Source organism: Maribacter arenosus (genome assembly GCF_014610845.1).
In the GTDB taxonomy this organism is placed as follows: Bacteria; Bacteroidota; Bacteroidia; order Flavobacteriales; family Flavobacteriaceae; genus Maribacter_A; species Maribacter_A arenosus.
The window spans coordinates 348,914-369,806 of the sequence record NZ_JABTCG010000004.1; the positions used below are offsets into that span (position 1 = coordinate 348,914).

A 20,893-nucleotide genomic window follows, 5' to 3' on the forward strand; every position below is an offset into this window, starting at 1 on the left:
CTGTCAAGGGAGGCAAAAGTTGCCATTTGGAAAGGCCAATGTTTCTATTCGAAACAGAAATCAATGTTAACAAGGAATAATTGCCCCTTTTATTCGTAATAATGGTATTACGGATGAAACTGCACTATTCAATTTCAAATTTCAAAATCCCGGATTCGTCTTGCAATCCAAATCAATTTAAGAAGACCAAAAAGCACCGTCGCTTTAAACTTTTAACCACTATTATAGGTTTTATGGTCATGGGTATGTGGCTCACTGCCCAAGAAATCCAAACCGATTCTTTGGTAGGTGAAAAAATAACCCTGGATGAGGTTTTTGTTTCTGCCATCAGGGTAACCAAGGAATCACCGGTCACTTTTTCCAATCTGACCAAAGCGCAATTAAAACCAAGAAATCTTGGGCAAGATATACCTGTGTTATTGAACTTTATGCCTGCTGTGGTAACAACTTCCGACGCCGGGGCAGGGGTAGGTTATACGGGTATCCGGGTTCGTGGCAGCGATGCGACAAGGGTAAATGTCACGATTAATGGGATACCCTATAATGATTCCGAGTCCCATGGCACCTTTTGGGTAAATATGCCCGATTTTGCCTCTTCTACAGAAAGCCTGCAATTGCAGCGTGGGGTTGGAACATCAACAAATGGCGCTGGGGCTTTTGGGGCAAGTCTTAATATTGCTACAGACGGTTTGTCCGAAGAGGCTTATGGACGAATCTCCTCTTCAATTGGTAGTTACAATACCTTACGAAATAACCTTAAATTCAGTACGGGGCTCATGCATGATCAGTTTGAGATATCAGGGCGATTATCCCGAATCATTTCGGATGGGTATATAGATAGGGCTTCATCAGACTTGGATTCCTATTTTTTACAGGGAGCGTTTAAAAATGACCAAACCTTACTGAAGGCCGTGCTTTTCGGAGGACATGAAATTACCTATCAAGCATGGAATGGTATCGATGCCGCCACATTGCAAATAGATAGAACCTTCAACCCTTCCGGTATCTATACTGATGAAAACGGCAATACAAAATTTTACGATAATGAAGTTGATAATTATAAACAAAACCACGCCCAACTCTTGTGGAACCAAAAATTGAATGGATATTGGAACACCAATCTTGCATTGCATTATACAAAAGGAAGGGGATATTTTGAGCAATTTAGGGAGGATGACGATTTTGATACGTATGGTTTCACGCCTTTAGTGGTCAATGGGGAAGAAGTGAACACGACGGATTTAATTCGAAGAAGGTGGCTTGATAATGATTTCTATGGCACCGTTTTTTCGGCCAATTACAACAAAGGGAATCTTGATTTGATTTTAGGTGGAGGGTGGAATACCTATGAAGGCAAACATTTCGGTGAAGTGATTTGGGCAGCATATGCATCCAACAGTTTTATAAGGGATCGGTATTATGATGATACTTCGAAAAAGAAAGATTTTAATGTTTTCGCAAAGGCCAATTATAGATTGAATGATCATTGGAGTCTTTTCGGGGATTTACAGTATAGAACTGTTGGTTACGAGGCCAATGGTGAAGATACCGGAATAGTAGACGATACATTTGACTTTTTCAATCCAAAGTTAGGGGCAACATATAATCTGAATCCAAATAATAATTTTTATATGTCCTTCGCCGTGGCAAATCGGGAGCCCAATCGAAATGACTATGAAAATGGGAGCCCAAAACCAGAGAGACTGAACGACTTGGAGTTAGGTTGGCGGTATGTTTCCTCAGACGTACAAGTCAATACCAATGTATATTATATGAATTATAAAGATCAATTGGTGCTTACCGGTGAGCTGAATGATGTAGGCGCCCCATTGCGGGCTAATGTAGGGGACAGTTATCGATTTGGTTTGGAAATCGATGCACAAATTGCCATAGGTGATAAGTTTGCCCTAAGTCCAAATATTGCCTTAAGTTCCAATAAGAACAAAGACTTCCTTTTTCAGCGTGATGGGGTACTGGAGAATCTGGGAGATACACATATTGCCTTTTCGCCCGATATCATTATTGGGAACCAGATATCGTATCTGCCAAATGAAAAGTTTCAATTAGCGTTGTTGAGTAAATATGTGGGAAAACAATATATGGGAAATATCGATGCCAAAGGATCAATTTTGGATGCCTATTCGCAAACCGATTTCAATGCACAATATGAGATAGAAACCAACACCTTTATCAAACGATTGACATTATCGTTATTGGTGAACAATATTTTCAATGCCGAGTATGTTTCTAATGGATATTTCTTTACCTATGATGATAATTGGACATCTCCAGGGCAAACAACAACCATAGAAGGGGCCGGTTATTACCCACAAGCAGGCACGAATTTTCTACTTGGTGCCACATTTGAATTATAAAGTTGTTCCCTACATTTCATTCATGGGTCAAGTAGGACCCAAAATGGTGGTATTTCAGGTCTTGTATCATGTTGAATATTTGTAGTTTTATAGAAAAATAAGCCATCGTATGGATATTGGATTCGGAATTTGGCAAATTTTGATTTTGGCTATCATCGCTGTTTTGGCCATCTTTCCCGTTGTTGCCATTATCGATATATTTAAAGGTAGGTTTAAGGGAAATTATGATAGATTGATTTGGATAGCTGTAGTCTTACTATTGAACCCTTTGGGTACCTTGCTTTATTTTTTAATTGGAAAAGATCGGAAAGTAGTGGAAAATGAAACGCAAATTAAAAGTCAGGATCTATAAATCAAGCGTTATAAATGAATAATAATAATAAAATTAGATGGGGCATACTAGGTTGTGGTTCGGTAACCGAAATTAAAAGCGGTCCGGCCTATCAAAATACCGGGGGTTTCGAAGTGGTGGCCGTTATGCGCCGCGATAAGGAAAAAGCCGCAGATTATGCGAAACGGCACAGCGTTCCTAAGTTTTACACCAGTGCGGAGGACTTGATTGGGGATAAGGAGGTTGATGCGGTCTATATAGCCACCCCTCCAGATTCCCATAAATACTATGCGCTAAAAGTGGCCGATGCGGGTAAGCCCTGTTGTGTTGAAAAACCAATGGCGCCTAATTATTTGGATAGCCTTGAAATCCACAAGGCTTTCAATGAAAGGAACCTGCCATTGTTCATAGCCTACTACAGACGTTCATTGCCCCGTTTTCTTCGAATAAAGCAATGGTTGGATGAGGATGCTATTGGCGAGGTTCGCCATATTCGATGGCATTTGTCCAAACCGCCCAATGAATTGGATTTGAGTGGGACGCCCAATTGGAGGACAGACGCCAAAATTGCGCCTGGTGGGTATTTCGATGATTTGGCCAGCCATGGGCTCGACCTCTTTGTATTTTTATTGGGTGAAATAAAGGAGGCCTATGGCATTACCACAAATCAAATGGGGTTGTATAGTGCGAAAGATGCCATTTTAGGGCAATGGATACATAAGAACAGCATTACTGGCTCTGGAAGCTGGAATTTTGGCAGTCATCAACGGGAAGACAAGGTCGAAATATATGGAAGCCGAGGAAAAATCATGTTTTCCGTCTTTGATGAAGCTCCTATTGTTCTAATAAACAGCCTGGGCGAGGAAAAACTTGAAATCGAGAATCCTAAACATATTCAAAAGTTCCATGTGGCGAATATCAAGGAGCATTTACTGGGTAAAAGCTTACATCCTTCTTTGGGAGAATCAGGTCTACATACCAGTTGGGTGATGGATCGTATTTTGGGGAAACAATAAATTAAATTACCACCTGTGGTGTACATGCTTTCGAACCCATCGGTCGTATATGGCATCCACCTTTTTTCTTGCTTTGTCCGTGAGGGGTGCAAGATCACTTGCGGTGATGTTCGATAGTAAGTGTTCCACTTTGGAAGCTCCTGGGATAATGCATCCAACTTCAGGATGATCCAAAATCCACCGTAAGGCGATAGGTGCTAAATTCTTTTGGTTTGGAAATAAGGCCTTAAGTTGTTCAACAGCTTCAAGCCCTATATCGTAGGGAATACCCGAAAAAGTCTCGCCCTTATCGAATTGCGCACCCTCCCGATTAAAATTTCGATGGTCATCTGCATCAAAAGTGCTTGCCGCACTGAATTTACCCGTCAATAAACCACTTGCCAAAGGTACCCTTACAATAACGCCGATATCCCTTTTTTTAACCTGTTCAAAAAACAGTTCTTTCGGCCTTTGCCGAAACATATTGAAGATGATCTGTACCGTAGCGACATTTTCATATTCCATGCCCTTTAAGGCTTCCTCGATTTTTTCGACACTGATTCCCAGGTTTTTTATTTTTCCTTCATCCTTTAAGCGATCGAATAATTCGAAAATTTCAGGTCGGTAGAATACTTCCGTAGGTGGACAATGCAACTGAATGAGGTCCAAACATTCCAAACCTGTATTTTTCAGGGAGGCCTCAACATATTTCCTCAGTTCTTTTGGGTGGTAATTTTCGTTTGTATGGGGCGTTATCTGCCTTCCGCATTTGGTGCCGACAAAGACTTCCTCTTTTCGGGATCGAACCACTTTACCGACGGCCGCTTCACTAAGTCCAGCTTCATAGACGTCAGCAGTATCAATAAAATTCACACCATGATCAATAGCTGTATTGATGATTTTTATAGCCGAAGCCGAATCAAATCCACTTCCCCACGGGCCACCTACCTGCCAGGTGCCAAGTGATATTTCCGAGACATTCAAATTGGTTTTCCCAAGCCTTCGATACTTCATTTCAAACCGGTTTTAGTATGAGTGACCAGATTAGTTTATCACTAAAATCTATGTTCCAGGTACTAAATTAAGGTAAAAGAAGGATTTAATCCAGTGGATTTTATATGAAATAAACTATTGGGATATTGGGCCTTGGCATGAAGAAAATAAGGTAGCAATAGATTAAATGATGATGCCTTTCATTTTCATGCCATATACAATACTATTGTTATTCTTAATTCGAGACACTTAATATATTACCGCTAAAGGCAGTACGATAAATCAGCATATCATAATAACGTTTACCATCATCGGGTCTGTTCAACATTTGTCCCGTGTATAGACTGTATTCGTAATCATCACAAGCGCAGGTGGCCGTTTGTCCATTGAGGACCATGGTCGAACAATCATTGGGCGCATGGTTGGGACAACTTGCTTCAGAGGCGACAAATTCATTGAAACCTGTATTGATCACGAAAATCCCGGCAGTACCCACACCTTTTGTGCCCACATAAATAGCTGAGCCGGTATTGGTCAGAGGACTATATAAAGGAAGGTTTAGGTTCATGTCGAACCTAAAACCAATTTCCTGCAAATACGGATTTCGATTGGTTGTATCATTGCTACACCCAAAGGCCAAAATGACCAAAAATATTCCACAGATACGATTCATAATACGTTTCCTATAACGAAGAGACCAACAAAATTGAACAAAAAATATGTATCTTTGCGTTAAATCCTCTTTAAAAAAGGGGATTTTCCTATTTATTAAACGATGAAGCTATGAGTAACGTATCTTATTACACGGCAGAAGGGTTGAAAAAGCTAAAGGACGAGCTGAACCATCTTAGGGATGTTGAACGCCCTAAGGCTTCTCAAGCAATAGCCGAAGCTAGGGACAAAGGGGATTTGTCCGAAAATGCGGAGTATGACGCTGCCAAGGAAGCACAGGGACTTTTGGAATTGAAAATTGCTAAGTTGGAAGGCACTTTGGCCAACGCCAGGTTGATCGATGAGTCCCAATTGGATACTTCAAAGGCATTGGTCCTGTCTACCGTAAAACTAAAGAACCAAACCAATGGTATGGAAATGAAATATAAATTAGTAGCTGAAAGCGAAGCGGATCTGAAATCCGGCAAGATTTCTGTGAGCTCTCCAATCGGTAAAGGTCTGTTGGGGAAAAAAGTAGGTGATACTGCTGAAATATCAGTGCCTAGCGGAAAAATCACCTTTGAGATTTTAGAGATTACAAGGGAATAGATAACGATAAATCTTTATATTTAATCCTATCAATATCGATAGGATTTTTTTTTGCCTTTCATAAAACAAGTTCTAACCATGGCCAGCATTTTTACTAAAATCATCAATGGGGAAATCCCGTGTTACAAAATAGCGGAAGATGATAATTTTTTTGCCTTTTTAGACATTAATCCGAATGCCAAAGGACATACCTTATGTATTCCCAAAAAAGAAGTCGATAAGATCATGGATTTGGATGAGGAAACTTATTTAGGACTTATGGCTTTCTCACGAAAGATAGGGAGGGCCATTGAAGCCACCATCGATTGTAAACGCGTAGGGATAACGGTAATCGGTCTCGAAGTGCCCCATGTTCATGTACATTTGATCCCCTTGAATGAAATGAAAGAGGCTACTTTTCAATATAAAGTTTCCCTATCTAAACAGGATTTTGAGTCTATTGCAGCAAAAATCCGTTCTAAAATTGAATAATCCCGGATTGCCACAGGTATATTACCGCCCCTAGTATTACCAACAGGGAAATCACCAGAATATAGAATAGGGATGTAAATCGAATCGAGGCCTTCTCTGGCTTGACCATTTTTTGATAATAATTGAATATGCGTTCTATATCATCGGTCCAATTTACGGGATAGATGATCGATTCGCATTTATTACATTTGATGGTATGGGTCACTTCATTGGTCGTTCGGTCATATAACTTCCCATACTTATGTTTTTGTTTAAAGGTTATTTTCATATCCTGATTGAAACATTCAGGGCAGTTATTGGTAATATCCGCTTCTTTAAGTAGTACTAACTTCTCCTTCGACATGGCTTATTTATTTACTTTTAATGAAATTTGCATTATGGTACCCTCCTTACCTGAAGAAAGTACTTTTATCTTTCCTTTATGATATTCTTCCACTATTCTCTTGACCAGTGACAACCCTAGGCCCCAGCCTCTTTTTTTGGTCGTTACCCCAGGATTGAAAATGGTTTTGTAATCACTTTTCGGAATACCACTCCCAGTATCGGCGATTAAAATATTTACATATCTCCCTGCCGGCACAATATCGATGGCGATACTCCCCTTGCCCTTCATGGCATCGATGCCATTTTTGACCAGGTTCTCGATGGTCCAATTATATAAAGCGTGATTTAATAGTACAGGCATTTTTTCGACCTTTGTATTGAACGAAAAATGGATCAATTTAGAACTTCTAAGTTTCAGGTAATCATAGGCTTCCTTTGTTTCATGTACGATATCAACTTCTTTGAGCTCGGGTAAGGATCCTATTTTGGAGAATCGTTCCGTAATGGTTTCCAATCGCGAAATATCCTTTTGGATTTCCTTGGTGATCTCCGGATTTATTTTTTCAGCCTTCAATAGTTCGTTCCATCCTAAAAGTGAGGACAATGGAGTACCGATCTGATGGGCTGTCTCTTTCGCCATGCCGGCCCATAATTTGTTTTGCTCCGAGGCTTTGTTGGTTTTAAAGAAAAAGAAAATAACGGCCCCGAAGAGAAAAATAATCAACAAGAGCGCTATGGGATAATATTTTAATTTGTTCAACATCTCTGAGTTCCCATAGTATAAAGTAGCTAAATGTTCGCCTTGTTGGTCTATGGATATTGGCATGTTTTCACTTTCGAATTTTCGAATATTTCGCTGTACATACAGAGAGTCCCCTACTTTGTCTTTCGGCATATTATTGGTCTTGATAGACCCATCCTTGTTTACTAGGATCATTGGGGTAGAAGTATTGTTTTGAAGTACTTTTATGGTAAGATTACCCATATCCATGTCCTCGGAATATTGTAATAACTCGGATTGGGCGGTAGCCCAAATCTCCATTTTCAATCGTTCCTCCTCCTTGAACTTTTTAAAGAAACTATTGGTGTTCCATAAAATCAAACTCACAATGGCAAAGGCAATTGCCAGTAAAACAAAGTTCGAAGTCTTCTTTTTGGGATTAAAATCCATCAGGCCGGTTTGTTGCTTTAAAGATAACGTAAAATGAGCATAATTGGTGTGTGGCATGCAAGGCCATATATTTTTAATAGTAACCAAATTGACTACATTTGTTAGACTATGGCAAATACAATCTCAATAGATCCAAAAGATATCACCATACCGGAATTACACGGATATCTTTTAGGGGCGATCGGACCTAGACCTATTGCCTTTGCGAGCACCATTGATACCATGGGCAGGCCCAATCTATCGCCCTATAGTTTTTTTAATGTGTTCAGTGCCAATCCGCCCATATTGATATTTTCGCCTGCCCGTAGGGTGAGGGACAATACCACAAAGCATACCTTGGAAAACGTGGAAAAAGTCAAGGAGGTGGTTATCAATGTGGTTAATTATAATATGGTACAACAAATGTCGCTCTCGAGTACCGAATATCCCGAAGGGATAAATGAGTTTGTGAAAGCCGGACTTACCATGGTGAAGTCCGATTTTGTAAAACCATTTAGGGTAGCGGAATCCCCCGTGCAATTTGAATGTAAGGTGACGAAAATCGAACCTTTGGGGAATGAAGGTGGCGCAGGGAATTTGATTTTTTCCAAGGTGGTTAAAATACATATTGATTCCGAAATTTTGGACGCTAATGGCAGTATTGACCCTAAAAAGATAGACCAAGTGGCCCGTATGGGGGGCAATTGGTATTCAAGGGCCGCCAAAGGCTTGTTCGAAGTGCCCAAACCCTTGTCAAGTTTAGGAATTGGTGTAGATGCCATTCCCAAAAAAATTAGGTTAAGCCGTATTTTGACCGGTAACGATCTCGGAATGTTAGGTAATGTAGCAAAGCTACCCACATCCTCCGAAATCAATGAATTTATTGCTTCTAACAGAGAACTAAGCACATTGGTCGAATCAAAGGACACCGAAAGGATACATCGCAGGGCCCAGGAGTATATTAACGGAAAAGAAGTGGATTTGGCATGGAAACTACTTTTGGCAATCTAAAACGTATCCAATTATTCGAATTCGAGGATTTTGGATGGTTTCCTGCATGGCTACGTGTATGTATGACCAATTTAATCGTAATCCTTCAAAAGATGATCGGGATTCCAGAACTGTTGGCCAAGATGATTGCGGATATATTAAAAAGCAAAAACCTGAATACGATTGTTGACTTAGGTTCTGGATCAGGCGGGGCAATGCCGGAAGTTTTAGCCTCGCTTCATAAAATCAATGGTCTGGAAGAGGTTTCCTTGATCATGACCGATATGTATCCCAGCCCTGAAATGTTGAAAAAGTTCAATTCGAAAACTTCGGACAATATCAGTTATCTCGAAACTTCGGTTGATGCAACCAATATTTCATCGGCTCCCAAAGGCCTTAAGACCATGATGAACAGTTTTCATCATATGCGGCCAGCGAAGGCTAGGGCAATCTTGGAATCAGCCCAAAGAACCCACCAGCCCTTATTGATTTATGAGATGGGCGATAATAACATTCCACTGCTTATTTGGTGGTTACTACTGCCAATTTCATTGGTTTTATTAATTATTATGGTACTTTTTATGACACCATTTGTAAAACCCTTAACTTGTCGGCAAATTGTTTTTACCTATCTGATTCCGATTATCCCGATCTGTTATGCTTGGGACGGTCAGGCCTCGTTGCCAAGAATGTATACACTCAAGGATTTGGAGCTTTTGTTAGATGGTCTGGGTTCTGAAAACTACAGGTGGGAAAAAGGACATGCAAAAAAGCAGAACGGAAAAAAACAGGGAACATATCTTTTAGGGCTCCCTAATTAGAAATAGGATATAGTAAACATTAAACGCAGATAGCATAATTATTGAAACATGGAAATACAAGGAAAAATCAAACTGATTGATGAAACAAAGACTTTTGGGAACAATGGTTTTAGAAAGAGGGAAGTGGTCGTGACCACTGAGGAACAATACCCACAACATATACTCGTAGAATTTGTACAGGATAAATGTGATTTGCTGAATAGCTATCAGGTTGGCCAGGATGTAAAGATTAGTATTAATCTAAGGGGCCGGGAATGGACAAACCCTCAAGGGGAGGTAAAATACTTCAATGCTATCCAGGGTTGGCGTATCGAGAATCTCCAAGTTGCCGAAGGTTCTCCCAATATACCACCCGTGCCACCAATGGATGCCTTTGAGCCTGCTGATAATATCAACGATGAGGACCATGATGACCTTCCATTTTAGGGAAACTTAATAATCGAATAAAAAAGACCCTTAAGGGTCTTTTTTTTGCCCATATTTTTTAGAACCTCCATATTCTTTTGAATTATGTATTTTTAAATTAAACTTTATCAGTGAAAAAAAATAGTCCATACAGACCTTTGACTTTTCTTAGCGATGCCATTTGTTTTCCTCCGGTCGAAGATGCAAATGCGGAAGGGTTATTGGCCGTGGGTGGCGATCTTTCCCCTGAACGATTAATGCTGGCGTATAAAAGTGGTATTTTCCCTTGGTTCAATGAGGGGTCTTTGATTTTGTGGTGGAGTCCGGATCCAAGGATGGTCTTATTCCCTGACCAAATCAAGATTGCGAAAAGTATGCGAAAGGTCTTGAAGGACAATCAATTTACGTTGACCAAAAACACCTGCTTTGAAGAGGTCATCGATCAATGTGCGAAAGTAAAAAGAAAGCATCAAGATGGTACTTGGATAACCCATGAAATGAAGCAAGCTTATTTGAAATTGCACCTACTGGGACATGCACAATCGTATGAGGTTTGGGAAGATGGTGAATTGGTAGGGGGGCTCTATGGTATTGACCAAGGTCATGTTTTCTGTGGTGAAAGCATGTTCAGTTTGGTAAATAACGCTTCGAAGTTTGCTTTTATCAAGTTGGCACAAGAACTTCAGCAAAAAAAATACAGATTGATCGACTGTCAATTGTATACCACGCATTTAGAAAGTCTGGGGGCAAGGGAAATCCCAAGATCTGAATTCATTGCTATTCTAACAAGGCGGTAGTTCAATCCATTAACCGGAGTGCTTCACGCCGACTTAAGCTTGACAAATCATTTAGCTGGGTAAAGTTTTTTACCCATGAGGGATTGGTTTTACTATACTCCCGTAATACCCAGCCGATAGCCTTATTGATAAAGAATTCCTTGGATCCCAAAAGTCTCTTTATAATGTATTCCAATCTTTGGGCATCTATTTTATCCTTTCGTTTCAATTGATACAGTAAACAACAACGTTGTAACCAAATGTTGTCCGAGGCCAACCACTTTTCGATGTAGGTGTCTAATTGCCCAGGATAATATTCAAAATACGGACCTATCAATTTAACCGCTATATAATCCACGGTATCCCACCACGATTTATGGGTTGCCATAAACTCCAGAAGAACAATATCATTTTTATCGAATTGGGTTCTATATTTAAAAACCAATTCCTGGGCAAAATATTGATATTCACGTTGGGGTTTTTGCCAAAGCGTTTTCACAATAAGTTGCAATTCAACTTTTGGTGGCAAATAGGATTTCTCCAAGAAGGGTCGTTGAATTTCCCTTCTTTTTGGATTTTTTATACCATAAAATTCAAATTGATTACGCATATAGGCCTTTTGGCCAGCTGCAATACTTGGATCTGAGTTCGACTGAAATTCAAGTTCCAAAGTTTGGATGAATTCGTTCATTTTATGATATCATATTCAGTATAAAATACGGTCGTGGTTCATTGGTAATGCTGGCCGTTTTCGAATAAGACTTCCATCTGCTTTGAACCAAAGATCAAGTTCGCCCCTCCCTGTGCTATTCTTAACGAATACGATGAGTTTGTATGCATTGCCAGGAAGCATGAGATTTTGAAATGTGTCCGACAAATCAGGGGTATCACTTTCGGTATTCACTACGGGATATTCGTGAAAGATGCGCTTAATCCTAAACTTTTCATAAGTATCGGATAAATAACCTTCTATTTTTTGGTATGTTTCTTCGGGTATATCGATTTCATTAACCCGAAATCCGGATGTTATTAAATTGCCAGTATCATCATAGGATAGAAAATAATGTAAGCGATCTTTTTTGAATTTAAAGATATATGTGGTCTGCAGACTATCTACCTCCTTATAATAGCGTTTTTGTTTGATTCTGGGGCCAATTGCCAGGCTGTCTAATTGCACTGTTGGAAATTGTGATTTCCTTATACGATGTTCACGTTCTTCCCTATTCTGGCCTTGGCACAAAGAGGTGCCAATAAACACAAACAATCCGAACCACAAACCATATCCCATGTCTGACTTATTTTTTTTACTCGGTAAATTTACGATTTATCCTAAGCTGAAATTCAAGCGTCTTTACACATCATCGAGGATTAAATCAAACCTCATTATATCTAAAACAATCGACTTCATGGTCATTGACCATACCCGTAGCTTGCATATGTGCATAAACCACAGTACTCCCTACAAACTTAAAACCCCTTTTTTTGAGGTCTTTACTAATGGTGTTTGACAATTGGGTTTGGGCAGGTGCTTCTTTATGATTCTTTATGGCATTCTTAATAGGATTGCCATTGATAAACCCCCAGATGTAAGAACTGAAACTTCCAAATTCTTCCTGAATTTTCATGAAGGAAAGGGCATTGGTAACGGTTGCCCTAACTTTTAAATTATTTCTAATAATCCCTTTGTTTTGAAGTAATTCCTGTATTTTAGATTCGTCGTAGGTGGCGATTTTTTTATAGTCAAATTGATCAAAAGCCTTCCTGAAATTTTCCCGTTTTCGAAGAATGGTAATCCAGCTCAATCCGGCTTGAAAGGTTTCCAGAATAAGAAATTCAAATAAAATCGCATCATTCTTTACCGGGACGCCCCATTCCTTGTCATGATATGATTCATAGAGATCATCTCCCACGCACCATCCACATCTGTGTTTGTCCATAATGATTAACTTTAGTTTAAAGATATGGATAAATTCAAACTTGAATCGAACGGCAAACCATTTTAGATCTTTGCGGTTTTATCGCGAATTTCATCGCTTTGATCCTCGTTCATGTACACAATGGGCACCGCATAGAGGCCAGGCATATTCTTGGGATAACTTTTTTTTAGTTCTTGATCGATCGATTGAAAGAGTAGGGCTTTGGTCCTGCCTATTATCAATACATTGGACTTTGATTCCAATTTACCTGAGGTTTCGTTTTTAGAATATGTAGTTTTTTCAGAAATCGTTGCATCCAACAATAATTTTTTACTAAGTAGTATTTCAATGCAATTAAGAGCTTGCTCTCTTGTATCAGTAAGGATATGCGTCAAAACCATAAAGGGATTATTTAGGATTGTTCATCTTTTTCATTGAACGAATAAAATCGATAAGCTCGGTATTCGCATAAATTCCGTATGCACTGCTCAAATACCCTTTTTGGCCATCGGCACACTGAATCAAGAATAGAATTGAAGCATCCCCAGGGTCGCTCATGCCTTCGTGTCTACAATGTTCTACAAGAAAACAATCGCTGGGGCTATAACTTCGATTAGGGTTTCTGCCAATCAGTTTTCCATTCCTGAAATAAAATTCGATTAAATACCCTGCTTTACGGGCAGCATTGATGTCCTGTGTTAAAGTATTGCTTTGCGATAGAATCATATTTAATGAATTTTGAGCATTAAAAACCACCAGTATCATGGTTTTCACATAACTAGCGAAGAATATGTACCGATGACTGGTGGTTTGAGAACGACTTCTTAACCTGCTCTAAAAGGCTCTGTATTTTTTATTCGAGTTTTAACTCACCTAATGCCAAGGCTTTCTCAAAATCGGCTTTTACATTTGGGAAAAACCTAAAAAAACGACGCCCATCTTTTCGTTTAAGCACGATTTTAGTCTTATCGGTTCCGGCATATTCGATTTGATGGACTTCAACTTTTTCCCCGATGAGTTGCTTAAAATCTGCTATCCCTCCTCTTTTAAGGATAAAATTCCTTTTAGGGAAATGAATATGTTGATAGTTAATTCCTGATGAGGGCTCCCCTAATATTAGCACCGTGCCTTTGTCAATAAGTGGTACATCTTCTTGTGCTTTAACCCATCCTAAACAACATAGGAAGGTGGTTATAAAAATAAATTTTCGCATAAATCAAATATTTAAAGATTCAACTAAAACCCAATAAGTAATATTTTGGGTACCAAAAATAAAAAAAGAGAGTAAAACTTTCGTTAAAAAATAGTTAAACTATTAGTATATGATAGTAAAGCTATTAATTTTGTGTTTCAAAATAATGTTATGGAACGTTTGATGCAATCGGTTAAAATCAACATCAACGATAATATCTATGTCAAAGACCCGGAATCTTCGGCTTTAGGAAAGCGTATCGTAAAGGAAAGTATCCTTATGATCAATGAGATGGGTTTTGAGTGTTTTACCTTCAAGAAATTGGGAATCAAAATCGCTTCCAATGAAAGTTCCATCTACCGCTATTTCGAAAATAAGCATAAACTACTCTTATACTTAACTTCTTGGTATTGGGGTTGGTTAGAGTATCAATTGGTTTTTGCCACCAATAGTATGGGTAATTCTACCGAAAAATTAAAAAAAGCCATTGAAATCGTCACCAAAGGTACTGAGGAAGATTCAGCATTTTCACATATCAATGAGGTGTTGTTGAACAAGATCGTAATTAATGAGTATTCCAAATCCTATTTGACCAAAGAGGTCGATGCAGAGAATAAAGAGGGTTATTTTGTAATATACAAAAGATTGGTCACACGCCTAAGTGATATGATACGAGCAATTGATGTGGATTATCCGTATCCCTCAAGTCTTGCCAGTACAATTTTGGAAGGGTCACTACATCAATATTTTCTCATGGACCATTTTCCCACCTTGACGGATTGTCATCAAATCAATGACCCTACTGTGTACTTTCAAAACCTTGTTTTCAGCGTCCTTAAACCATAGAAAGAATGACCAAAACCATTATGACCTCATGGCAACGCCTAATGGGCTTGTTGCGCTTGGATAAAAGGGATATTTACCAAGTGTTTTATTACGCTATATTCGCAGGGATTGTCAACTTATCCCTTCCACTGGGCATTCAAGCCATAATCAATTTGCTACAAGGTGCACGTATCAGTACTTCTTGGATCGTATTGGTTGTCTTAGTGACTTTGGGAGTGGCATTTGTTGGGGTGCTACAGCTAATGCAAATTAGGATCATTGAAAATGTGCAACAGAAAATATTCACACGTTCCTCATTTGAATTTGCGTACAGGTTTCCCAAAATAAAGATGAGTGAACTAAGAAATTATTATCCACCGGAGTTGGCAAACCGGTTTTTCGATACCCTTACGGTTCAGAAAGGTCTTTCGAAGATTTTAGTAGATTTTCCGGCTGCGTTATTGCAGATAGTTCTTGGACTATTACTGCTTTCTTTCTACCATCCGTTTTTTATTATTTATGGCATTTTATTGCTCTTATTGATTTATGTGGTGTTCAAGTTTACGGCCCAAAAGGGTCTGGATACAAGCTTGAACGAATCTAAAAACAAATATAAGGTAGCCCATTGGTTGCAAGAGGTTGCGCGGTCTATGGTAAGTTTTAAACTTTCAGGGAAAACATCCCACGCCTTGGATAAGAACGATGAATTGGTGACCGAATACCTAAAAGCAAGGGAAAGCCATTTCAATATCCTTGTATTGCAATTTATCCAAATGATCGGGTTCAAAGTATTGGTAACTGCCGGTTTGCTCTTGATCGGAGGCTTATTGGTCTTAAACCAGGAAATGAACATTGGGCAGTTCGTTGCCGCGGAAATCATTATTCTTTTGGTCATTAGTTCGGTAGAAAAAATGATCCTGGGATTGGAGACTTTTTATGACCTATTGACATCATTGGAAAAATTGGGCCAAGTAGTAGATAAGGAACTCGAATCCCAAGAGGGTCAAATTTCCTTTGGGGAAAACGAACCCCTTTCCGTGGAGTTGGAGAAGGTCTCCTACAAAGTTCCCGGAAGTCAAAAGACGGTCATCGATAATATAAGTTTAAAGATACCCCCCAACTCCAGAATGCTCATCAATGGCAAAAGTGGATCTTTAAAAACCACCTTGCTCCGGATCATATCGGGTATTTTGGAACCTGATTCGGGCGGGGTATATGTAAATGGAAATTCGTTAAAAGCTTTAAACCTCAACCTTTACCGGTCACAAATAGGACATACCTTACCCGGGGAATTGCCTTTCGAGGGGTCTATCCTTAACAATATTACATTTGGGGATACTTCCATTGCCCAAGAGCGGATAAACTGGGTCATTAATAAGTTAGGGCTTAGCGAATTCGTAAAGGAACAACCACAAGGATTGCAAACGATCCTTTATCCGGAAGGGCAACAAATACCGTTTACAGTGGCCAAAAAAATAGTTTTGGCCCGGAGTATTGTAAGAAATCCGAAATTACTCCTTTTAAAAGACCCTTTGGATCAATTCAATGAGGAAGAGGTCACTGAAATCATCGACTTTTTAAGTGACCCGAAAAATGGTTGGTCTTTAATCGTGGTAAGTGAAAATAAGCTTTGGACCGAACATTGTAACCATGTCGTTACAATGGAGAAAGGAAGAATAATCGATGAAAAAGTAATTTAGCATGTTGAATATTTCACATAACAGATTAAATCAAAAGGTTTCTTTAGACCGATTTACTTCAGCCAAAAAAGTATTTCATCAAAGACATTATAAGCATTTTAATCGCTTTTTATTGGCCTTTGCGATTACAGGTTTCCTAATCCTTTTTTTGCCTTGGACACAAAACATCACAAGCAAGGGTTACCTAACTACCCTAAAGCCCGATCAACGTCCCCAGACGATTCAATCCCCAATCCCAGGAAGAATTGAAAAATGGTATGTACAGGAAGGGGACTACGTGGATAAAGGCGACACCATTCTTTTCATCTCAGAGATCAAGAACGAATATCTCGATCCAAAACTGGTTGAAAGAACAGGGCAGCAAATTAGGGCCAAGGAATCCTCTGTCACCTCCTATGAGGGTAAAGTAAAGGCATTAAACAGTCAAATCGCAGCGCTGGCCGAAGAGCGGGGATTAAAATTAGAACAATCCAAAAACAAATTGCTACAATCAAAACTTAAGGTGAAAAGCGATAGTATTGATTTTGAGGCGGCCAAAACAAATATGGAAATTGCCCAAAGACAGTATGACCGTATTTTGCAATTACAGTCCGAGGGACTGAAAGCCATGACCGATGTAGAAGAAAAACGCCTAAAACTTCAGGAAACACAAGCTAAATTGATTTCCCAGGAAAATAAGGTATTGGCCGCCCGAAATGAGATTATAAATGCCCAAGTTGAGATTAGTCGAGTCATGGCCGAATACACTGATAAAATAGCAAAGGCAAGAGGTGATATGTTCACGGCACAATCGAATCAGTATGACTCAGAAGCCCAGGTTACCAAATTAGAGAACGAATTTACGAACTACCAGATGCGAAATGACCTCTATTACATTCGGGCACCACAGAATGGTTATATTAATAAGGCCATACAAGGCGGAATAGGAGAAACTTTCAAGGAAGGTGATCGTCTGGTAGGTATAATGCCTTCAGATATAGATTTGGCCGTTGAGACCTATGTTGAACCCTTGGACCTACCTTTATTGCATCTTGGTGAAAAAGTACGGATCCAATTTGACGGATGGCCTGCAATTGTATTCAGTGGTTGGCCTAATGTTTCTTATGGTACGTATGGCGGAAAAGTTGTCGCCATAGAAAGCTTTATCAGTGAAAATGGATTGTATAGGGTTTTGTTGGCCCCTGACCCCGATGATTATCCATGGCCAGAGGCTATTCGTGTTGGATCAGGAGCGAATACCATTGCCCTTTTGGAAGATGTGCCTATTTGGTATGAACTATGGCGACAATTGAATGGTTTCCCTCCAAATTATTATCAACCTGAAACGGTCAATACGGACTCCAAAAAGAAATCGTGATGTATAAATACGGTATATTCCTTTTTTTTATCTCGTGTTTGGCATTACAAGGTCAAGAAGAGGACCAAATGGTATTGCGGTTCAACGAGTATCTGGGTTATGTGAAAAAGTACCATCCCATAGCAAAACAGGCCGACTTACAATTGGGGATCGGTCAGGCAAATCTAATGAAAGCCCGTGGAGGTTTTGATCCGAAGATCGAGGTTGATTATGACCAAAAGAAATTCAAGGGCACCGAATACTACGACCGGTTAAATGCCACATTCAAGATCCCTACTTGGTATGGTATTGAACTCAAGGGTAATTTTGAACAGAATGATGGTGAATTTTTGAACCCTATGGAGACGCTTCCCTCTGAGGGTCTGTATAGTGCAGGAATCTCTATGTCAGTGGGTCAAGGTTTATGGATCAATGATCGCATGGCAACCTTGAAAAAAGCGAAATATTTCAGGAATAGGTCTAAAGCAGACCGGGACTTATTGGTCAATCAGATACTTTATGAAGCTTCATTGGCCTATTTTGACTGGTTGAAAGCCTATAAAGAAGCATTGATTTTTAGAAACTTCTTGGATAATGCGAATACTAGGTTCGAAGGAATAAAAAGCAGTGCTAATGCTGGCGATATTGCTGCAATCGATACTGTGGAGGCGAAAATTGCCATGCAATCTCGGGCATTGGGTCTAGAACAGGCAAATGTGGGTTTAATGAAACAAACCTTGGTTCTATCGAATTTTTTATGGATTAATGAGGGCATCCCAATAGAGTTGCAACCCAATGTCATCCCTGAAACCGAAATTGAAGCTGAAATAGACATTACCCTTGAAATCTTAGGAAAGCCCCTCGATAGTTTTACTATTGAAAATCATCCGAAATTAAAATCATTGGGTTACAAAATTGATGGATTACGCGTAGAAAAACGCTTAATGGCAAATCGATTATTGCCTAAAATAGATATGGAGTATAATTTTTTGACCGAAACGCCGGAATTCATTAATTCCTTTGAAACAGAGCAGTACAAAGGCGGGATTAGTTTTCGACTGCCACTTTTTCTAAGAAAGGAAAGAGGAGATCTACAGTTGGCCAAGTTCAAATTACAGGAGGCGCAATATGAGCTAGATAATGCCCAAATAGAGGTTAAGAACAAAATCTTGTCCGTATATCGTGAATTGGAATCCTTTGAATCACAGAACCTACTTATTAATGAAATCGTTCAAAATTATAGTACACTATTAACGGCCGAGGAACGCAAATTCAGTTTTGGGGAAAGTTCATTGTTTTTGATCAATTCACGCGAAAGCAAACTTATCGATGCCGAATTAAAAAGAATTGAAGTACGGAACAAATACTACATGGCCAAGGCAAACCTATTCAAAAGCCTTTCGGTAAACCCCCAGAATTTATGACGATCTAATTTTAATGGCATCAGGAACCCAGAAACCCATTTTAAGGAATGAATATTAGTTCTGAAAAGACACTTAAATAGGCCTTGGTAATTCTGAACAAGTCATATGGCATCTGGGAGGGAATGATCAAAAATAGCTTATGTAAGGTTTTAGGATAAATTCGTAACTAATGTCACCTATGTTACCGATGGAATTGTTTTCCTACGGTAACTTTGCCATTTTAAAATATAACACTTATGGACGCAATCGTCGTGGAGAATTCGGAGCTTACCACCGAAGAACTGTTACAAAACGGAATAGCCAAGGGAATATCATATCAGGATTATAGGCTTTTGATGGACAACTTGTCGAGCGAAGGAAAAGCTACCGGGCAAGATGTATCCAAAGAAATGATTGATTATACGCTTCTGAACCAACGCAGAATGAAACGTTTGGACAAAACGTTGAAAATCAATGAAGACTCCGCTAAGAAAATAAAGGGATATGATCAAAAAAATGTGACTTGGTTGGTGTTGACCGAAAGTTGGTGTGGGGATGCAGCACAAACCTTGCCCATGATCAACAAAGTGGCAACCCTCAATGACAAGATTACCTTGAAAATAATCCTGCGAGATGAAAATCTGGATATTATGAACCGCTTTTTGATCGACGGGGCCATGGGCATTCCTAAGTTGGTCATGATTGATAATATTTCGGGTGAGGTGTTGGGAGAGTGGGGTTCCCGACCTAAAAATCTGGAGCAAATGGTTATTGATTTCAAAAATCAACATGGAGTTTTAACGACTAGTTTCAAGGAAGAACTACAGGTTTGGTACAATACCGACAAAGGGCAAAGCATACTCAAGGATCTCTTAGTCTTACTTTCCTTGGAATAAGTATGTGATGGTCCCTTTTTGAAGTGCTTTTGAAGAGGCATCGAACTTGGCCTTGAGGGCATAGGTGATAGCGTTGTCGACCAGACAACCATTCGAGGTGCCAGAGCTTTTTGAATTAAAGCTTGCATCGATAACATTTCCAAGCGCATCGACTTCAATATTGATTACCACTTTTCCACCTTCTATACAAGTATAGATTGGTGGGGGTAATTTGTAATTTCTCCTTCCGATAAGCGAGTAAGAGACCGATGTTCTTCTGGCTGCCAGATTATTGGTTCGTTCCTCTTTTTGGGCTTCCCTTTCACCCAACAACTGCTTTTTCTCCTCCCTTTGTTTAGCCAACTTCTTTACCTTTTCCGCATAATCCGAGTCTTCAGCATCATATGGTTGGATTTCATCAGATTCATTGGCGGCCTTTTCCTCCAATATTTCGTCAAGGGTCTTAAGGGGCTCAGGGCTCCCAAAACTGGGTTTAGCCGTTTCATTAAAGGCCATATGGCTTTTTATAGGGTCTTGCTCTTGCAATTCTTCCAACTTCTTTTCCTCTTCTTTGATCAATTCTTCCAGTACTTCCTCATCTAAAACCAATTCAACCACATACTCATCTTCTTTTTGTTGTCCGCCAAGATGAATGTTATACAACCCTAGGACAATGATAGCCATAGAGAAGATGGTAATGAGTAATGATAATTGTTGACGGTTTAGGTGCATAAGGCTATAACCTGTATTTTGTC

At 39.5% G+C, this 20,893-nt stretch carries 25 protein-coding genes; 14 read left to right on the forward strand and 11 right to left on the reverse strand.

The features are described 5' to 3' along the window. Nucleotides 1–233 precede the first annotated feature (233 nt). The 3 genes from HPE63_RS12470 (at nt 234) to HPE63_RS12480 (ending at nt 3,722) form a co-directional block, all read left to right on the forward strand. Nucleotides 234–2,375 (forward strand): TonB-dependent receptor, encoded by a 2,142-nt coding sequence (locus HPE63_RS12470; RefSeq protein WP_188314847.1) that lies wholly within the window; start codon nt 234–236, stop codon nt 2,373–2,375. A 109-nt stretch (nt 2,376–2,484) separates the two neighbouring features. Continuing rightward, nucleotides 2,485–2,727 carry a PLDc N-terminal domain-containing protein gene (locus HPE63_RS12475; protein WP_188314602.1) on the forward strand — a complete coding sequence of 81 codons (243 nt, stop codon included), beginning with the start codon at nt 2,485–2,487 and terminating at the stop codon, nt 2,725–2,727. Nucleotides 2,728–2,741: 14 nt separating this feature from the next. Beyond that, entirely contained in the window at nt 2,742–3,722 is a 981-nt protein-coding gene (locus HPE63_RS12480) for a Gfo/Idh/MocA family protein (RefSeq protein ID WP_188314603.1), read from the forward strand. A gap of 6 nt (nt 3,723–3,728) precedes the next feature. Here the strand turns inward: HPE63_RS12480 and HPE63_RS12485 are convergent, their stop codons facing one another. Together HPE63_RS12485 and HPE63_RS12490 are read right to left on the reverse strand one after the other, a co-directional pair. Then, nucleotides 3,729–4,715, reverse strand: a complete 987-nt coding sequence (locus tag HPE63_RS12485) for an aldo/keto reductase (RefSeq protein ID WP_188314604.1) — start codon at nt 4,713–4,715, stop codon at nt 3,729–3,731. A 214-nt stretch (nt 4,716–4,929) separates the two neighbouring features. Next, on the reverse strand, nt 4,930–5,367 hold the full coding sequence (locus HPE63_RS12490) for a Rieske (2Fe-2S) protein (protein ID WP_223198143.1): 438 nt from the start codon (nt 5,365–5,367) through the stop codon (nt 4,930–4,932). Between the two features lie 110 nt (nt 5,368–5,477). On the opposite strand from HPE63_RS12490, the gene greA reads away from it, so the two are divergent. Both greA and HPE63_RS12500 read left to right on the forward strand, forming a co-directional pair. Beyond that, a complete protein-coding gene (gene greA / locus HPE63_RS12495) occupies nt 5,478–5,954 on the forward strand; it encodes a transcription elongation factor GreA (RefSeq protein ID WP_188314605.1) in 477 nt (158 codons plus the stop codon). 78 nt (nt 5,955–6,032) lie between these two features. Next, nucleotides 6,033–6,425 (forward strand): HIT family protein, encoded by a 393-nt coding sequence (locus HPE63_RS12500; protein ID WP_188314606.1) that lies wholly within the window; start codon nt 6,033–6,035, stop codon nt 6,423–6,425. Here the strand turns inward: HPE63_RS12500 and HPE63_RS12505 are convergent. Then, nucleotides 6,412–6,768: a hypothetical protein gene (locus HPE63_RS12505; protein ID WP_188314607.1), complete on the reverse strand. Its 357-nt coding sequence runs from the start codon at nt 6,766–6,768 to the stop codon at nt 6,412–6,414. The genes HPE63_RS12500 and HPE63_RS12505 overlap by 14 nt on opposite strands. Before the next feature lie 3 nt (nt 6,769–6,771). After that, nucleotides 6,772–7,920: a sensor histidine kinase gene (locus tag HPE63_RS12510; RefSeq protein ID WP_188314849.1), complete on the reverse strand. Its 1,149-nt coding sequence runs from the start codon at nt 7,918–7,920 to the stop codon at nt 6,772–6,774. 108 nt (nt 7,921–8,028) lie between these two features. Here HPE63_RS12510 and HPE63_RS12515 point away from each other — a divergent pair, with 108 nt between their 5' ends. The 4 genes from HPE63_RS12515 to aat all read left to right on the forward strand — a co-directional run bounded on the left by HPE63_RS12515 (nt 8,029) and on the right by aat (nt 10,912). After that, nucleotides 8,029–8,910 (forward strand): flavin reductase family protein, encoded by an 882-nt coding sequence (locus HPE63_RS12515; RefSeq protein WP_188314608.1) that lies wholly within the window; start codon nt 8,029–8,031, stop codon nt 8,908–8,910. Continuing rightward, nucleotides 8,886–9,710 carry a class I SAM-dependent methyltransferase gene (locus HPE63_RS12520; RefSeq protein ID WP_188314609.1) on the forward strand — a complete coding sequence of 275 codons (825 nt, stop codon included), beginning with the start codon at nt 8,886–8,888 and terminating at the stop codon, nt 9,708–9,710. Before HPE63_RS12515 ends, HPE63_RS12520 begins: the two co-directional genes overlap by 25 nt. Nucleotides 9,711–9,758: 48 nt before the next feature. Beyond that, nucleotides 9,759–10,136 (forward strand): DUF3127 domain-containing protein, encoded by a 378-nt coding sequence (locus HPE63_RS12525; RefSeq protein ID WP_188314610.1) that lies wholly within the window; start codon nt 9,759–9,761, stop codon nt 10,134–10,136. 110 nt (nt 10,137–10,246) lie between these two features. Further along, nucleotides 10,247–10,912: a leucyl/phenylalanyl-tRNA--protein transferase gene (gene aat / locus HPE63_RS12530; protein WP_317172916.1), complete on the forward strand. Its 666-nt coding sequence runs from the start codon at nt 10,247–10,249 to the stop codon at nt 10,910–10,912. Between the two features lies 1 nt (nt 10,913). Here aat and HPE63_RS12535 read toward each other — a convergent pair whose 3' ends face one another. The 6 genes from HPE63_RS12535 to HPE63_RS12560 form a co-directional block, all read right to left on the reverse strand. Next, a complete protein-coding gene (locus HPE63_RS12535; RefSeq protein ID WP_188314611.1) occupies nt 10,914–11,582 on the reverse strand; it encodes a DNA alkylation repair protein in 669 nt (222 codons plus the stop codon). Nucleotides 11,583–11,597: 15 nt separating this feature from the next. Further along, nucleotides 11,598–12,179, reverse strand: coding sequence for a hypothetical protein (locus tag HPE63_RS12540; RefSeq protein WP_188314612.1), 582 nt, complete (start codon nt 12,177–12,179; stop codon nt 11,598–11,600). An 85-nt stretch (nt 12,180–12,264) separates the two neighbouring features. Then, on the reverse strand, nt 12,265–12,828 hold the full coding sequence (locus HPE63_RS12545) for a DNA-3-methyladenine glycosylase I (RefSeq protein ID WP_188314613.1): 564 nt from the start codon (nt 12,826–12,828) through the stop codon (nt 12,265–12,267). Between the two features lie 62 nt (nt 12,829–12,890). Continuing rightward, a complete protein-coding gene (gene cutA / locus HPE63_RS12550) occupies nt 12,891–13,208 on the reverse strand; it encodes a divalent cation tolerance protein CutA (RefSeq protein ID WP_188314614.1) in 318 nt (105 codons plus the stop codon). Nucleotides 13,209–13,215: 7 nt separating this feature from the next. Next, the gene (locus HPE63_RS12555) at nt 13,216–13,533 is read right to left on the reverse strand and encodes a hypothetical protein (RefSeq protein WP_188314615.1); all 318 of its coding nucleotides are present in this window, start codon (nt 13,531–13,533) and stop codon (nt 13,216–13,218) included. A 127-nt stretch (nt 13,534–13,660) separates the two neighbouring features. Continuing rightward, entirely contained in the window at nt 13,661–14,020 is a 360-nt protein-coding gene (locus tag HPE63_RS12560) for a hypothetical protein (RefSeq protein ID WP_188314616.1), read from the reverse strand. A gap of 150 nt (nt 14,021–14,170) precedes the next feature. Here HPE63_RS12560 and HPE63_RS12565 point away from each other — a divergent pair, with 150 nt between their 5' ends. The 5 genes from HPE63_RS12565 to HPE63_RS12585 all read left to right on the forward strand — a co-directional run bounded on the left by HPE63_RS12565 (nt 14,171) and on the right by HPE63_RS12585 (nt 20,159). Then, entirely contained in the window at nt 14,171–14,845 is a 675-nt protein-coding gene (locus tag HPE63_RS12565) for a TetR/AcrR family transcriptional regulator (RefSeq protein WP_188314617.1), read from the forward strand. A gap of 5 nt (nt 14,846–14,850) precedes the next feature. Beyond that, the gene (locus tag HPE63_RS12570) at nt 14,851–16,524 is read left to right on the forward strand and encodes a peptidase domain-containing ABC transporter (protein ID WP_188314618.1); all 1,674 of its coding nucleotides are present in this window, start codon (nt 14,851–14,853) and stop codon (nt 16,522–16,524) included. A 1-nt stretch (nt 16,525) separates the two neighbouring features. Further along, nucleotides 16,526–17,881, forward strand: a complete 1,356-nt coding sequence (locus HPE63_RS12575) for an HlyD family secretion protein (RefSeq protein ID WP_188314619.1) — start codon at nt 16,526–16,528, stop codon at nt 17,879–17,881. After that, nucleotides 17,881–19,284 (forward strand): TolC family protein, encoded by a 1,404-nt coding sequence (locus tag HPE63_RS12580; RefSeq protein ID WP_188314620.1) that lies wholly within the window; start codon nt 17,881–17,883, stop codon nt 19,282–19,284. Before HPE63_RS12575 ends, HPE63_RS12580 begins: the two co-directional genes overlap by 1 nt. Before the next feature lie 236 nt (nt 19,285–19,520). Next, nucleotides 19,521–20,159, forward strand: a complete 639-nt coding sequence (locus tag HPE63_RS12585) for a thioredoxin family protein (protein WP_188314621.1) — start codon at nt 19,521–19,523, stop codon at nt 20,157–20,159. Here the strand turns inward: HPE63_RS12585 and HPE63_RS12590 are convergent. Then, nucleotides 20,142–20,870 (reverse strand): energy transducer TonB, encoded by a 729-nt coding sequence (locus HPE63_RS12590; protein ID WP_188314622.1) that lies wholly within the window; start codon nt 20,868–20,870, stop codon nt 20,142–20,144. The genes HPE63_RS12585 and HPE63_RS12590 overlap by 18 nt on opposite strands. Between the last annotated feature and the right edge of the window lie 23 nt (nt 20,871–20,893).